This window comes from Phaeobacter sp. JH204B (genome assembly GCF_048055755.1).
Lineage (GTDB): Bacteria > Pseudomonadota > Alphaproteobacteria > Rhodobacterales > Rhodobacteraceae > Phaeobacter > Phaeobacter bryozoorum.
In genome coordinates this window covers 20,883-34,979 of sequence record NZ_JAYMXF010000018.1, presented here as the reverse complement: position 1 = coordinate 34,979, position 14,097 = coordinate 20,883, and the positions used below count along the sequence as shown (strand labels likewise).

At 61.1% G+C, this 14,097-nt stretch carries 13 protein-coding genes; 7 read left to right on the top strand and 6 right to left on the bottom strand.

The features are described from left to right. From VXL81_RS09960 to VXL81_RS09950, 3 genes are all read right to left on the bottom strand, one after another. Positions 1–1,128, bottom strand: a complete 1,128-nt coding sequence (locus VXL81_RS09960; RefSeq protein WP_340545141.1) for an ABC transporter ATP-binding protein — start codon at positions 1,126–1,128, stop codon at positions 1–3. A gap of 171 nt (positions 1,129–1,299) precedes the next feature. Further along, positions 1,300–2,427, bottom strand: coding sequence for a hypothetical protein (locus VXL81_RS09955; protein ID WP_416554066.1), 1,128 nt, complete (start codon positions 2,425–2,427; stop codon positions 1,300–1,302). A 13-nt stretch (positions 2,428–2,440) separates the two neighbouring features. Next, positions 2,441–3,220, bottom strand: a complete 780-nt coding sequence (locus tag VXL81_RS09950) for an SDR family oxidoreductase (protein ID WP_340545139.1) — start codon at positions 3,218–3,220, stop codon at positions 2,441–2,443. Between the two features lie 295 nt (positions 3,221–3,515). On the opposite strand from VXL81_RS09950, the gene VXL81_RS09945 reads away from it, so the two are divergent. From VXL81_RS09945 to VXL81_RS09915, 7 genes are all read left to right on the top strand, one after another. Then, a complete protein-coding gene (locus tag VXL81_RS09945) occupies positions 3,516–4,484 on the top strand; it encodes a Hint domain-containing protein (RefSeq protein WP_416554064.1) in 969 nt (322 codons plus the stop codon). Positions 4,485–4,651: 167 nt separating this feature from the next. Beyond that, on the top strand, positions 4,652–5,083 hold the full coding sequence (locus tag VXL81_RS09940; RefSeq protein ID WP_340545137.1) for a nuclear transport factor 2 family protein: 432 nt from the start codon (positions 4,652–4,654) through the stop codon (positions 5,081–5,083). Between the two features lie 89 nt (positions 5,084–5,172). Beyond that, the gene (locus VXL81_RS09935) at positions 5,173–6,780 is read left to right on the top strand and encodes a peptide chain release factor 3 (RefSeq protein WP_340545136.1); all 1,608 of its coding nucleotides are present in this window, start codon (positions 5,173–5,175) and stop codon (positions 6,778–6,780) included. Positions 6,781–6,801: 21 nt separating this feature from the next. Beyond that, complete coding sequence (locus tag VXL81_RS09930; RefSeq protein ID WP_416544719.1) at positions 6,802–7,563, top strand: hypothetical protein; 762 nt, start codon at positions 6,802–6,804, stop codon at positions 7,561–7,563. Then, positions 7,560–8,525, top strand: a complete 966-nt coding sequence (locus VXL81_RS09925; protein ID WP_416554062.1) for a glycosyltransferase family 2 protein — start codon at positions 7,560–7,562, stop codon at positions 8,523–8,525. Before VXL81_RS09930 ends, VXL81_RS09925 begins: the two co-directional genes overlap by 4 nt. Before the next feature lie 179 nt (positions 8,526–8,704). Beyond that, the gene (locus tag VXL81_RS09920) at positions 8,705–10,258 is read left to right on the top strand and encodes a DEAD/DEAH box helicase (RefSeq protein ID WP_416537788.1); all 1,554 of its coding nucleotides are present in this window, start codon (positions 8,705–8,707) and stop codon (positions 10,256–10,258) included. A 216-nt stretch (positions 10,259–10,474) separates the two neighbouring features. After that, positions 10,475–10,648: an RSP_7527 family protein gene (locus VXL81_RS09915; protein WP_374015318.1), complete on the top strand. Its 174-nt coding sequence runs from the start codon at positions 10,475–10,477 to the stop codon at positions 10,646–10,648. A 190-nt stretch (positions 10,649–10,838) separates the two neighbouring features. Here the strand turns inward: VXL81_RS09915 and VXL81_RS09910 are convergent, their stop codons facing one another. The 3 genes from VXL81_RS09910 to VXL81_RS09900 are packed head-to-tail and all read right to left on the bottom strand — an operon-like array spanning position 10,839 to position 14,055. Next, complete coding sequence (locus tag VXL81_RS09910; RefSeq protein ID WP_416554060.1) at positions 10,839–12,506, bottom strand: ribonuclease J; 1,668 nt, start codon at positions 12,504–12,506, stop codon at positions 10,839–10,841. Then, the gene (locus tag VXL81_RS09905; RefSeq protein ID WP_340545130.1) at positions 12,496–13,284 is read right to left on the bottom strand and encodes a type III pantothenate kinase; all 789 of its coding nucleotides are present in this window, start codon (positions 13,282–13,284) and stop codon (positions 12,496–12,498) included. Before VXL81_RS09905 ends, VXL81_RS09910 begins: the two co-directional genes overlap by 11 nt. Positions 13,285–13,305: 21 nt before the next feature. Next, positions 13,306–14,055: a biotin--[acetyl-CoA-carboxylase] ligase gene (locus VXL81_RS09900; RefSeq protein ID WP_416537790.1), complete on the bottom strand. Its 750-nt coding sequence runs from the start codon at positions 14,053–14,055 to the stop codon at positions 13,306–13,308. Positions 14,056–14,097 lie beyond the last annotated feature (42 nt).

Below are 14,097 nucleotides of genomic sequence, written 5' to 3'. Positions count from 1 at the left end.
TCAGCTGCCGGTCGGGAAGACGAAGCACCGGTTGCGCCGAACCGTGAGCCACATCACCCGGCCTGCATCCGGCAGAAATACATTGGGCACAGTCGCCTTCAGCACGCTGCCATCGAAATCCATGCGAAATTCAACCAGGCTCTCATGCCCTAGAAAGCGCGCCCGCTCGACCACGCCGCGCGCGGCTACCCCGTCGCTGGGGGTCGGGTGCGGGCCGCGCCCGTTCCGATCAAAATCAATGCGCAGATGTTGGGGGCGGAACACGATGTCGACCTTGGTGCCATCAGGCACACCCGGCGCCAGAAACTGACCAAAGGGCGTTTCGGCCAGAGCGCCATTCACTTCGGCATGAAGAACATTGGTGTCGCTGAAGAACCCCACCGCCGCACGATCGACCGGACGGGTATAGACATTATAGGGCGCCCCCTGCTGCACGATCTTACCGGACCGCATCAGCGCAATCTCATCAGCCATCCGCATCGCCTCTTCCGGCTCATGGGTGACCAGCAGGACGGCAGCATCCTCTTCCTTCAGCAATGTCAGGGTCTCGTCGCGAATGCCGTCGCGCAGGCGATTGTCCAGCCCGGAGAACGGCTCATCCATCAGCATGATGCGCGGCTTGGGCGCCAGCGCGCGGGCCAGGGCCACCCGCTGCTGTTCGCCGCCCGACAGCTGATGGGGGAATTCGTCGATATATTGCGACAGCGACACCTTCTGCAGCAGCTCCTGCACCCGGAGGCGTTTCTCGTCCTTGCTGCCCTTCAGTCCGAAGGCGACATTGTCGGCCACGCTCAGATGCGGGAACAGGGCAAAGTCCTGAAACATAAGCCCGATTTCCCTGCGTTCGGGCGGAACGCGGAACACGGTGTCGCAGATCAGCTTGCCATCGACGTAAATCTCGCCGCTGTCCTGCATCTCGACGCCGGCAATCATCCGCAAAGTGGTGGATTTACCACAGCCCGAAGGCCCCAGAAGACAGGTCACCTGACCGGCCTGGATCTGTAGCGACACGTCATCCACCACCGCCCGCCCGTCAAAGAAGCGCCGCAGGTTGCGGATCTCCAGACGTGGTGCGGTCACGGCGGGTCTATCGGTGCCAACCATCGGATCAAGGGGGGCAGATGTCATGCGACCTCGTAACTGGTTTCTGATCAAAACGATCTGGTTTAGCTCGCAGATATCAACCCCGCTGCCCCCATGCAAGGGAACGGGGCGCGGCGCGACAGATCGCGCTTTGGATCGGGCAAACTCACCGCTGACGGAGGGGCGGCTGGCAGAGGGTAAACCGAGGGCGGACTGCTAGCTCATAGGCTCCAGCAGATCAAAGGTGAGATCATCCCGCACCCGGCCATTGACCAGCAACTCCAGCCGATGCGGCCCCGGCACCAGCGTAAAGGTGCTGGCACCGGCTTTCAGCGGATGGCGCTTGCTGAGACGGGTGCCGCCATCGGAGATCGCCGTCTGTTTCAGTTTGAAGACCTTCGCCGAGACCTTGCCTCCGGGCCGCTGGAAATGCAGGCGATAATCCACCAGCACAGGGGCGCCGGGCGCGCCGTCCAGATGGCAGTCAAATTGCAGGGCTCCGCCGATATGGACCGGCTCCTTGGCAAGCGCCAGCGTCGCCTTGACGGCGGCCTCGGGATCATAGCCCAGCATCTGCATGGCGCCTGTATGACCCTCTTTGACGAGACCGCGCAGGGCATGGGCCGTGATCCAGGCCAGCTCCTCCGGGCGCTGCTGGTCGGCCGCCTGCCAGCTGCGTAGCCGGTCCAGCACCAGTTCCGGCTCCTTTTTCGAGATGTCATTCAGGTGGTTGGCGACCGAGCGGGTGACATAGCGGGTTGGATCTGCGTGAAGCTGATCCAACAGCGGCAAGGGCTGCGCAAGAGACAGCGGTACCGACTGCCCCCAGGGTAGCCTTGGACGGGTGCCCTCGCTCACCAGACGGCGGACATGATAATTGTCGCTCGTGGCCCAGTGCTGCATCTCTGCCAGCGTCAGATCGGTCCAGCGGGTCAAAAAGGGACGTATCGCCCATTCCATCGAGAACCGCTGCGTGATGTCGCGGAGCAGCTGCAACGACAGCTCCGGCGCCTGGTCCAGCCCGCGCAGCACCACAAATTCCCCCAAAGGCGCAAATATGAAATCACCGAAGTCATCATCGCTCAGGCTTGGGTCCAGCGGCGGTGGCAAGGCGCGCCGCAACACCGGTGCTGCGGCCTCCAGATCCTCCGGTAGGTGGCGGGCCAGCACATCGGCAATCAGCGCGATGCGCTGCTTCAGCTCCAGATCGGGCAGATCCGCCATCACCTCGGACACAAATCTGTCCGCTTCAAACCCCGGGTCCGCCGCCGCAAAGAGACCCGCGAGATAGCGGGTCTTCTCAAGATTAAATAACTGATCCTTCAGCGAAAAACCGGATGCCACGCTGCCGCCCCCATCAGATGGTCATATTGGTGGCGCCGCCATCCAACAGAATATTCTGGCCAATGATAAAACCCGCATGCTGGGAGCAGAGAAAGGCGCAGGTAGCGCCAAATTCCTGCCGCGTGCCGTAGCGCCCGGCGGGAATGCTGGCGGCGCGCTGTTCGGCCGCTTCCTCAAGCGATATCCCCTGTTGCTGGGCCACGCCCGTATCCAGCGAGACCGCGCGGTCAGTGGCATGGATGCCGGGAAGCAGATTGTTGATGGTCACGCCCCTGGACGCGACCTGGCGCGAGGTGCCTGCCACATAGCCGGTTAGCCCGGTGCGCGCCGCATTGGAGAGGCCCAGAACCGCTATCGGTGCCTTCACCGACTGTGAGGTGATGTTGACGACACGGCCCCATCCGCGTTCCATCATGCCGGGGACCAGCGCCCTGATCAGCGCGATCGGCGTCAGCATGTTGGCATCCAGCGCCCTGATGAAATCATCACGGCCCCAATCGGACCACATGCCCGGTGGTGGCCCGCCCGCGTTGGTGACAAGGATATCAACGCCCTCTGCCGCGGCGATAACCTCGGCCTGCCCTGCCTCGGTGGTGATGTCAGCAGCAATGGTTTCGACATTGACACCATGCACATCGCGGATCGACTGGGCTGACGCCAGAAGCGCCTCTTCGCCGCGCGCGTTCATCACCAGATCCACGCCCGCCTCGGCCAGAGCCTCAGCACAGCCCAGCCCCAGCCCCTTGCTGCTGGCACAGACCAACGCCCGCTTTCCCGACAATCCCAAATCCATCAGATCTCTCCCTGTTACGGCGCGTCGTCGTCCGCCTGTCAGCTGCCCGATGGGCTGATGTGGCGGACCGGATCACGCATCTGTTCTGTTGCCCGAAGCTTGCACGCTCGCCCCGGGATTGACCAGCCCCGATGCCATCGGCGATCCGGAGGTCATCCCCTGCCCTGCCGGCTTTGGCAGTTTCCCCTTGCGGCTTCGCAAAACCACCCCGCTCTGGTCCGCATCTCGCCACATTTCGCCGCAAGAAAGAAGGTCATACGCGCAGGATGCGCACACGATACTGGTTAGGTTATTCATGCTGACACAGCTGCATCAGAGCCCCGTTGCCGCCCAGATTCTTGCTGTTTTTCCTGCCGCCGATTTCTGCGTCGAGATGGGCGCGAATATGGGCGATGGGCTTGGGGTATATGATGACCTGCATCTGGACGACGTCTATCAGCTGATGCGCAACGCGCCACCGCGCCAATTGTCGTTGACCGCACGCGCTGACGGGCAGCTTGTTCTTGGTCAGGACAGCGCAACAGGTGCACCCGGTGCCCGGCTGCATCTGGATTGCCTGTTGACGCTGATGCCGGATATCGGCGCCAATGTGGAGGCGCTGGTGGTGGTTGAGGTCGATGACGAAGGGTTGATCGCGGCGATCTATCTGCTGCCGCTTGCCCCCTTGCTGCCGCAGACCGGCTATACCCTTGTGCGCAAGACCCGCGAGGGCACGCGCCAGCGGCTTGCACAGCTTGCCTGTGTCTCCTTCACGCGCGGAACACATATCACCCTGGACACCGGCGCCCAGCGACCGATTGAGGATCTACAGGTAGGCGACCGGGTTCTGACCCGCGATGCCGGTGCCCAAGTGGTGCGCTGGATCGGCCAATGCACCAGCCGTGCGGTTGGAGAAATGGCTCCGATCCTGATCCGGGCCGGGGCGCTCAACAACGCAAATGACCTGCTTGTCAGCCCGGACCACCGGTTGCTGGTGCATCGCTGTCGTGAAGGTCGCCGCCGTGGCCGACCAGATCAGCTGGTGCGCGCACGCGAACTGGTCAATGGCATCGACATTGTCGAACGAACCGGCGGCTTCATCGACTATTTCCAGCTGCTGTTTGATCGCCACCAGATCATCTTTGCCGAAGGGATCGCCGCTGAGAGCCTGCTGCTTGATCCGCTGACACGGGCTGCGCTGCCGCAGGAGAAGCTGATCCGCACGCCGGGCCTGATCCCCGGTCAACCACCGCGCATCTCGGGCCTGGAGCGGCGCCCGATGTAAACACGCTGGTATGTGGCCCCTTCGCGCCGGGATGTGCGGGGCCGCAACAGATGCCCGGGAACTGGGCGAGAGGCGAAGCGAGTTTACGATTACTGATAGAATTGCCCCTACAATTCAACCATATGGGGAATTTTCTCCTTATGGACTCTATGGGACTTTGCCTGACGATGACAAAACAGCAACTGGTGCAGCGCTGGTTTTTCGAGGTCTGGGAGAAACGCAACATGGCCGCGTTTGCCGAGATGCTGGCCCCCTCTCTGGATACGACCGAACTGCTCGACGGGCTCCCCAATCCACGTCAGGACTATCCCGTCCTGATTGACGTCGTTCACAAGCTTGCGGGCAAATTCCGCGTTCAAATCCTGCAGTATATCGAGGATGGCGACTGGACCTCGACACGCTATCTGCTGACCTCTGATGGCCCGGACGGGATGACGCCGGTCAGTGCCGAGGGGATCATGATGATTCGGTTTACGGACGGCAAAATCGCCGAGCTGAGTTCCAAGTTCGATGCCTTCACCTTTTTTGAACAGCTGGGTCAGCTGCCGCCAGATGCCATGCCGGCCTGCCTTGGAGGGCAGACGCTGGTCTGGGAGTAACCAGTCGGCCTCAGCTATCAGGACCGCGACGCAACGGCTGTCGCCCTGTTTTTCTTGCCTCGGCCCGCCATCCTGATATACGCGCGCTCATGCTCGATATCGTCCCAAACCGCCCCGACCTGCCGGCCGAAATTGCCCGGCGCCGCACCTTTGCGATCATTTCGCATCCGGATGCCGGCAAAACCACGCTGACTGAAAAGTTCCTGCTTTATGGCGGTGCTATTCAGATGGCAGGTCAGGTGCGCGCCAAAGGCGAGGCACGGCGCACGCGGTCGGATTTCATGCAGATGGAGAAGGACCGCGGGATCTCCGTCTCAGCCTCGGCCATGTCGTTTGACTACAACAGCTACCGCTTCAATCTGGTGGACACACCCGGTCACTCCGATTTCTCGGAAGATACCTATCGCACGCTGACGGCGGTGGACGCGGCGGTGATGGTGATCGACGGTGCCAAGGGTGTGGAAAGCCAGACCCAGAAGCTGTTTGAAGTCTGCCGCCTGCGCGACCTGCCGATTCTGACGTTCTGTAACAAGATGGACCGAGAGAGCCGGGACACCTTTGAGATCATCGACGAGATCCAGCAGAACCTTGCGATTGACGTGACGCCCGCCAGCTGGCCGATCGGCGTTGGCCGTGATTTCATCGGTTGTTACGACATGCTGCGCGACCGGCTGGAACTGATGGACCGCGCGGATCGCAACAAGATCGCCGAAAGCATCGCGATTGAGGGGTTGGACGATCCCAAGCTGGCCGAGCATGTGCCTGCACATCTGCTTGAGAAGCTGCTGGAAGAGGTCGAAATGGCCCGCGAGCTGCTGCCTGCACTGGATCCGCAATCGGTGCTTGAGGGGCATATGACGCCGATCTGGTTCGGCTCGGCGATCAATTCCTTTGGCGTGAAGGAACTGATGGATGGCATCAGCACCTACGGACCCGAGCCGCAGCCACAATCGGCGCTGCCGCGCCAGATTGCGCCGGATGAGACGAAGGTTGCCGGTTTTGTATTCAAGGTGCAGGCCAATATGGATCCCAAGCACCGCGACCGTGTGGCCTTTGTCCGGCTGGCCTCGGGCCATTTCAAACGCGGTATGAAGCTGACCCATGTGCGCTCAAAGAAGCCGATGGCCATCTCCAACCCGGTGTTGTTCCTGGCCTCTGACCGCGAGCTGGCCGAGGAAGCCTGGGCTGGTGACATCATCGGCATCCCGAACCACGGCCAGCTGCGCATCGGCGACACGCTGACCGAAGGAGAGGCGCTGCGTGTCAGCGGCATTCCGTCCTTTGCGCCGGAACTGTTGCAGGGGGTGCGCGCGGGTGACCCGATGAAGGCCAAGCACCTGGAAAAGGCGCTGATGCAATTTGCCGAGGAAGGTGCCGCAAAGGTCTTCAAACCCTCGATCGGCTCCGGCTTTATCGTGGGTGTGGTCGGCCAGCTGCAATTCGAAGTGCTGGCGAGCCGTATCGAGATGGAATACGGCCTGCCGGTGCGCTTCGAAGCCTCGCAGTTCACCTCGGCCCGCTGGGTCAGTGGCGACAAGACCGCGCTTGATAAATTCATCAACACCAACAAGCAGCACATTGCCCATGACCATGACGGCGACGTGGTCTATCTGACCCGCCTGCAGTGGGATATCGACCGTGTAGAGCGCGACTATCCAGACTTGAAACTGACGGCGACCAAGGAGATGATGGTTTAAGACCAGCACCCTGACACATAGGTGACATCAGACCCCGCCATGGATATCGACAACGAAACCTATCCTGGCGGGTTCTACAGCCTGCTGCGCCAGCTTGATAAAAAAGAGACCCCCTTCATAGATCCGGCGTCGGCGCTGCCGCCGGTGGATGTGGATCTCTCGTCGCTGCTCGCCCCCCTGCCCGAGGCCGCACTACAGTCACCAGAGGACGATCTGCCCAGTCGGCATATCGCGCGGAAATGGGAGGCCCTGCGAGCCGAGTTCGCAGGTCAGCCCGAACTTTGGGCACGACATGCGCTGTGCATCGCGATTCTGCGGCGCCGGGATCCGCCAGAGCAAGCGCGCAGCCTCTTTCTGCGGATCTGGCGCGAACACGGCCCGATGCTCGCCGCCGAGCTGCCCACACGCTGGTTGATTTCCGCCGCCGCCACCTTTGCCGATCATGGGGATACCATGGAGCAGCGGCTTGGTGGTCAGGGGCTCCAGATGCTGTTTCACCTGATCGCACTGCACGATAGCGAACGTCGGCTGTCAGGACGGCCGACCGACAGCGGCTTTCCTCGGGTGAAAGGCAAGAAGCTTGATGATATCGGCTTTGGCATGAAGCCCTATCACCTGCCCCACGGAGATCTGGATCGGTACATGCTGGCGCGGCTCTGGCGCCAGGTCGAGGACGATGCCGTGCTGCGCCCGCTTGGTGTGCGGATGCTGCGAATGGTCATGGACGATCCCCGCAGCATTTTCGGCCGCATTCAGCGGTACAAGAAACCCCGCAAATCATGAGCAGGCCCAACGATCCGAAATGGGGCATCGTCAGCACGATCAAGGCCGATGCAGAGACCATCCTGAATTTCGCCGCCTATCATCTGGATCTGGGGGCCCATCGGCTTCATCTCTATCTGGATGCGCCGAATCCTGAGGCCTATCCGCATCTGAAAGCACATCCAAAGGTGCGGGTCACCACCTGCGACGACAGCCACTGGAGCCAGCGCAAGAAACCGCGCCCGAAGATGCACCAGGCGCGCCAGACGATGAATGCGACCCATGCCTACGGCCGGATCCAGGCCGATTGGGTCGCCCATATAGATGTGGATGAATTTCTCTGGCCCCATATCTCGGCAAGAGGTGCGAGGCCGCAGATTGGCGAAATACTGGCTGCCCTGCCCGCTGAAACCGATGTCTTGCGGATGCGCCCGCTGGAAGCGCTTGCTGGGCGGGTGGATATGTATAAATCCATGATTGCCAGTGCAGCCGACCGCGAACAGCAGGTCCGCGCGATCTATCCCGAATTTGGTGTCTTCCTGAAAGGCGGGTTCCTCAGCCATACTGCAGGCAAGCTGTTCGCCCGCACCGGCCTGCCTGACATTCAGTTCCGAATCCACAACCTGTTCCAGCATGGTGAAAAAAACACGCACGAGCAGGAGCAGGACGCCCTGCAGATCTGTCATCGCCACGCCCCGAGTTGGGAGGCCTGGCAGGACAGCTATCGGTTCCGGCTCAAGCAGGGCTCTTATCGTCCGGGTCTGGCTGCCGGGTTTTCGCGCAACCTCGGCGGGTTGAACACCCATGATCTGCTGTCGATGATCGAGGAAGAGCACGGTTCTGAAGGGCTGAAGCGTTTCTTTGGTGAAATCAACGCAGAGGCGCCAGACATCTATCAACGGCTGCAAAATCGTGGGATGATCCACCACTGCCCGCTGGATCTGACCGCCAAACGGCGTGAACATTTCCCGCAATTTGAATAAACTGTTTCGAGTTTGCCCGTTTTTCAATCAATACGCGCCGAAAACCCGGCTTCGTTTGACGATTGCAGCGGATTTTGCTATGCCCCGCGCAAGCCGATAGAGACAGGACGCAAGACCATGCGGAATCGGCCCTGACATACACGCGCGGGCCAGGTCAGTGTCCGCAAAAACGGACGCATATGACAAAATTTTCAGATCTGAACCTGAACCCCAAAGTCCTCAAAGCGATTGAGGAAGCGGGTTACGAAACCCCCACCCCCATTCAGGCAGGGGCGATTCCGCCCGCCTTGGAAGGGCGCGATGTGCTGGGGATCGCACAGACCGGCACCGGCAAGACGGCTTCGTTCACCTTGCCGATGATCACTCTGCTGGCGCGTGGCCGCGCGCGTGCGCGGATGCCGCGCAGCCTGGTGCTTTGCCCCACGCGGGAGCTGGCAGCCCAGGTGGCGGAGAACTTCGACACCTATACCAAACACCTGAAACTGACGAAGGCCCTGCTGATCGGCGGTGTCTCTTTCAAGGAACAGGACACGCTGATCGACAAGGGGGTTGACGTTCTGATCGCAACGCCCGGTCGCCTGCTCGACCATTTCGAGCGCGGCAAGCTGATCCTATCTGACGTCAAGGTGATGGTGGTGGATGAAGCCGACCGTATGCTCGACATGGGGTTCATCCCCGATATCGAACGCATCTTCGGCCTTACGCCCTTCACCCGTCAGACCCTGTTCTTCTCCGCCACCATGGCGCCGGAGATCGAGCGGATCACCAATACCTTCCTCTCCGCCCCGGAGCGTGTCGAAGTGGCGCGGCAGGCAACCACCTCTGAGAATATTTCCCAGGGTGTTGTGCTGTTCAAAGCCTCGCGCCGCGATCGTGAAGGCAGCGAGAAACGGAAGCTTCTACGCCACCTGATTGATCAGGAAGGCGAGAAATGCACCAATGCGATCATCTTCTGCAACCGTAAGACGGATGTGGATATCGTTGCTAAATCGCTGAAGAAATACGGCTATGACGCGGCGCCGATCCACGGTGATCTTGATCAGAGCCAGCGCACCAAGACGCTGGAAGGCTTCCGCGAAGGGTCGCTGCGCTTTCTGGTGGCATCTGATGTGGCCGCTCGCGGGCTTGATGTGCCCAGCGTCAGCCATGTGTTCAACTTCGATGTGCCGAGCCATGCCGAGGACTATGTTCACCGCATCGGCCGGACGGGTCGCGCAGGCCGTAACGGCACCGCGATGATGATCTGCGTGCCCAAGGACGAAAGGAACCTCGAAGATATCGAGCGCCTTGTCCAGAACGAGATCCCGCGTCTTGAGAACCCGCTGAAAAAGGCCGAACCAGCGGCAAAAGACAGCAAGGACGCAGCGACCGGCGAGACCACAGAGCGCAAGACCCGCAGCCGCAGGTCTTCCACCCGTGCACCGGCTGCCAAGGAATCGGCCGCCAAGGAAGAGACCGCAGCGCCAGAGGCACAGGCCAAGGATACCCCGACAGCTGAAGCCAAAGCGGCAACGCCGGAGCAGCCGCAGGGCGAGCAGGAGAAGCGCAGCGATAGCCGCTCTTCCTCCCGTCAGAAATCGGCTGAGAAACCCTCCGCCCCCAAGACCGGGCAGAAGGGCAACCAGAAATCCGGCCGGGGACGTGGTGGCAACGACCGCAACAATGTCGTTGGCATGGGCGACCATATGCCGAGCTTTATCGCACTCAGCTTTGCCGAGCGCCGCGCCGGCTAAACTGGCTACCGCATAGTCGTATTCCGAAGGGCTGCCTCTTGGGGCAGCCCTTTTTCATATGTGTGATCAGAAACCTGACCGCAAACAGCGCCCGATTTCTCTCATGAGCTTTGCACTTGCAGCATGGCAGGATTGCCCATTTTTGCAGATGTCGCCCCCGGCAGGAACGCCTATCTGGAGGGCAACAAGACGCACTTAAGCAAGATGAGAGCCGCCATGAACAACCTTGAGTTCCCCACTGTGACCGCCGACGAAATCCGTGCCATCGAAGCCCGCGCACATGAGCTGCGCGCACAGGCGATGGCTTCCTTCCTGCGCAGCCTGGGCCGTGGGATCGTCAGCCTGCCCGGCAAGCTTGCAGCGCTGCTGTCGCGCCCCCGGCACGCCTGACCCCATCCGCAGCGACGCCTGCGCAGTATAGATTGACGGTTGCCCCTAGCAGCCGAAGAAAGCCCCGGCCCCACCGCCGGGGCTTTTTCTATAAAGCGCGTGGGCTGTGGCCCACAGGGCCGATGTGCACATAAAAAAGGCCCGCCACAGAAACTGCGGCGGGCCTGTCTATCAACTTGGTCCGAAGCGATCAGCGCATCCGGCTGACCACCACGGTAACTTCCGGTTTCTTGCCAATCTCGTTCTGTGCTGTCTGGCGGGCAACGCGGCGAAGGTTTTCTTCCAGCTTGTCGTCATCGCGCAGTGTTTTGGCACCCGCGCGCATGATGAACTGGTTGAGATCCTCTTCCATCACCTCGACCAGCGCGGCATTGGAACGGCCTGTCTCGGCCAACCCCTTGATATCGCACCAGGGTTCGCCCAATGGCTCATCTTCCTCGTCAAGAATGACGGTGACGACGACATGGCCGTTCAGCGCCATGCGAATCCGGTCCCGGACCACGCCATCCAGCGCACCGTATTTGACCGACCCATCCAGATAGGTGCGACCGGTGTCGACATAATCCACGACCTTGGGGCGATCACCGGACAGGTCCATCATCATACCGTTGACCACAACCGCGCTGGCAATGTCCTTGGCCTCGCCAAGACGGGCGTGCTGGCGCAGGTGACGGTGCTCGCCGTGCATCGGGATCAGCATCTGCGGCTTGATGATATCGTGCATCCGCTCCAGATCGGGGCGGTTTGCGTGACCGGAGACATGGTAGAGACCGGAGCTGTCGTCGACCACATCCACACCCTTTTCGGAGAACTGGTTGATGATGCGAATGACGCCACGCTCATTGCCCGGAATGGTCTTTGAGGAGAACAGGAACAGGTCGCCCTCCTTAACCTCGATCCCGCGATACTTGCCGCGCGCCAGCTGGGCGGACGCCGCACGGCGTTCGCCCTGGCTACCAGTCACGATCAGCATCAGGTTCTCACGCGGCAGCTCTTGCGCGGCCTCGACACTGACCACCTTCGGAAAGTCCTTGAGCACGCCGGTTTCGGTGGCGGCTTCGATCATGCGCTGCATGGCGCGGCCCAGCAGCACGATGGAGCGCCCGGCCCGCTGACCGGCCTCGGCGAGGGTTTTCACCCGCGCGACATTGGAGGCAAACGTGGTGGCAACCACCATCCCCTCTGCCTCGCCCACCAGGCGGGTGATCTCGGGTCCGACATCGACCTCAGACCGGCCCGGATGCAGCGAGAAGACATTGGTGGAGTCGCAGACCAGCGCCTTGACGCCATCCTTGGCAATCTCGCTCCACATGTCGGGATCAAATGCCTCGCCGACAATCGGCGTCGGGTCGGTTTTGAAATCACCGGTGTGAACGACCCGGCCCGCAGGCGTGTCGATCACCAGACCGCCACTCTCCGGGATGGAATGTGAGATCGGTGCAACGCCGATGGTAAACGGCCCCAGTTTGGTGACCTCTGGCCATGCGGAGACGGTTTTCACCTCTTCGCTGTCGAGACCGGCCTCATCCATCTTGCGACGCGCCAGATTTGCGGTAAAGGCACGGGCATAGATTGGCACATTCAGGTCACGGTAGAGATGCGCCACGGCGCCGATGTGATCCTCATGGGCATGGGTGATGAACACCCCCTCCAGCTGGTCGGCCCGTTCCTTCAGCCAGCTGATGTCCGGCATGATCAGATCCACGCCGGGCGTGCTGTCCATGTCCGGGAAAGTAACGCCAAGATCAACCAGGACCAGGCGTTCCTTGCCCGGTTTGCCGTAGCCGTAGATATAGGCGTTCATACCAATTTCGCCTGCCCCGCCGAGGGGCAGGTAGATTAAACGTTCAGTGCTCATCCTCGAGACCGTTATCCTTATTATATTTGTGTATGATCTGTAGCCCATGCATCGTGAGATCATCCTCAAATGCGTCAAACAGATCTGCTGTTTGCTGGAACAAAGGCGCCAGCCCGCCTGTCGAGATTACTTTCATCGGCACGTCGCGCTCCGCTTTGATGCGGGCGCAGATTTCGCGCACCAGTCCTACGTATCCCCAGAACACACCTGACTGCATACATGCAACCGTATTGGTGCCGATCACCGACTGGGGTTTGGAAATATCCACATGCGGCAGGGCCGCTGCTGCCTGATGTAGGGCTTCCAGGCTCAAATTCACCCCCGGCGCAATCACACCGCCAATGTAGGCGCCATCCTCGGCCACCACGTCAAAGGTTGTCGCCGTGCCAAAATCGACGACGATGAGGTTGCCGCCATATTTGTCAAACCCCGAGACTGTATTGACCAAACGGTCCGGGCCGACATTGGTTCCCTGATCAACCCGCACCGCAACCGGCAGCAGGCAGTCAGGCTTACCCACCACCAGGGGGCGGGTGTGGAAGTAGCGATCCGCCAGCACCCGCAGATTGAACACCACGCGCGGGACCGTGGAGGAGATGATCATATCGGTGATATCAGCTTCGATCCCCTGTAGCCGTATCAGCGTATTGAGCCAGACAAAATACTGATCCGCCGTGCGCCGCCAATCGGTGGCGGTACGCCAGGTGCCGATGAAATTCTCCCCGTCCCAGATTGAGAAGACAGTATTGGTGTTGCCGCAATCGACTGCCAAAAGCATGACCTGCCCCGTTCCTATGCCCTAGAAAAAGATATCCGCCGCCGGAATGCTGACACGGCCCTTGGCGGTGTTTAGGACGAGGTTGCCGCCGCCGTCCACTGTCTCAAAGGTGCCTTCGGTTTCGGAGTTCATGGTGCGGGCCACCACCACCTCGCCCAGGCGCGCAGCACGGGCCAGCCAGGCGGTGCGGATCGGCTCGAACCCATAGGTGACAAACTGTCGTTCATAGCGGTCATAGGCGACAGCAAGCGCGGTCAGGAACGCCTCTGGGGTGACCTGGACCCCGGTTTCCGACAGCAGCGAGACAGGCCAGACAGCACCCGGTTCCAGCCATTCCTGCATCGGCGTCTCGATCAGATTGACACCAATCCCGATCGCAAGATGTGTCACACCGGCGGCGGCCCCCGCGCTTTCCAGCAGGATCCCCGCCAGCTTGCCACCATTCAGCAGCACGTCATTCGGCCATTTCAGTGCAAGTCCAGCCGTCTCGCCGCAGAGCGCGACACAGGCATCATAAAGCGCCAGCGCCGCAACAAAGCTGCGCAGCGCCACCTGATCGGGCGGCCCCTCCGGCCGCATGACGAGTGTTGCGGCAAAATTCCCCTTGGGCTCCTTCCAGGCGCGGCCACGGCGCCCCCGCCCCTTGGTCTGGCGTTTGGCCATGATCCATTCAGGGCCGGTCAATGTGGGCGCGCGGCGCGCCGCCTCATCGAGGGTGCTGTCCACCTCGTCAAGCAGGCTCCGCCCGTATCCCTCTGGCCAATCACTCATGATGCTGTCCCTTCAAGGCAAAAAGGCCCGGTCCGCAGACCA

Bases quoted from the DNA above. Each gene is read 5' to 3' on its own strand.
- VXL81_RS09925 (WP_416554062.1), top strand. From the start codon at position 7,560: ATGAGCAGGCCCAACGATCCGAAATGGGGCATCGTCAGCACGATCAAG.
- VXL81_RS09960 (WP_340545141.1), bottom strand. From the start codon at position 1,128: ATGACATCTGCCCCCCTTGATCCGATGGTTGGCACCGATAGACCCGCC.
- VXL81_RS09945 (WP_416554064.1), top strand. From the start codon at position 3,516: ATGCTGACACAGCTGCATCAGAGCCCCGTTGCCGCCCAGATTCTTGCT.
- VXL81_RS09935 (WP_340545136.1), top strand. From the start codon at position 5,173: ATGCTCGATATCGTCCCAAACCGCCCCGACCTGCCGGCCGAAATTGCC.
- VXL81_RS09950 (WP_340545139.1), bottom strand. From the start codon at position 3,220: ATGGATTTGGGATTGTCGGGAAAGCGGGCGTTGGTCTGTGCCAGCAGC.
- VXL81_RS09920 (WP_416537788.1), top strand. From the start codon at position 8,705: ATGACAAAATTTTCAGATCTGAACCTGAACCCCAAAGTCCTCAAAGCG.
- VXL81_RS09940 (WP_340545137.1), top strand. From the start codon at position 4,652: ATGACAAAACAGCAACTGGTGCAGCGCTGGTTTTTCGAGGTCTGGGAG.
- VXL81_RS09915 (WP_374015318.1), top strand. From the start codon at position 10,475: ATGAACAACCTTGAGTTCCCCACTGTGACCGCCGACGAAATCCGTGCC.
- VXL81_RS09910 (WP_416554060.1), bottom strand. From the start codon at position 12,506: ATGAGCACTGAACGTTTAATCTACCTGCCCCTCGGCGGGGCAGGCGAA.
- VXL81_RS09905 (WP_340545130.1), bottom strand. From the start codon at position 13,284: ATGCTTTTGGCAGTCGATTGCGGCAACACCAATACTGTCTTCTCAATC.
- VXL81_RS09900 (WP_416537790.1), bottom strand. From the start codon at position 14,055: ATGAGTGATTGGCCAGAGGGATACGGGCGGAGCCTGCTTGACGAGGTG.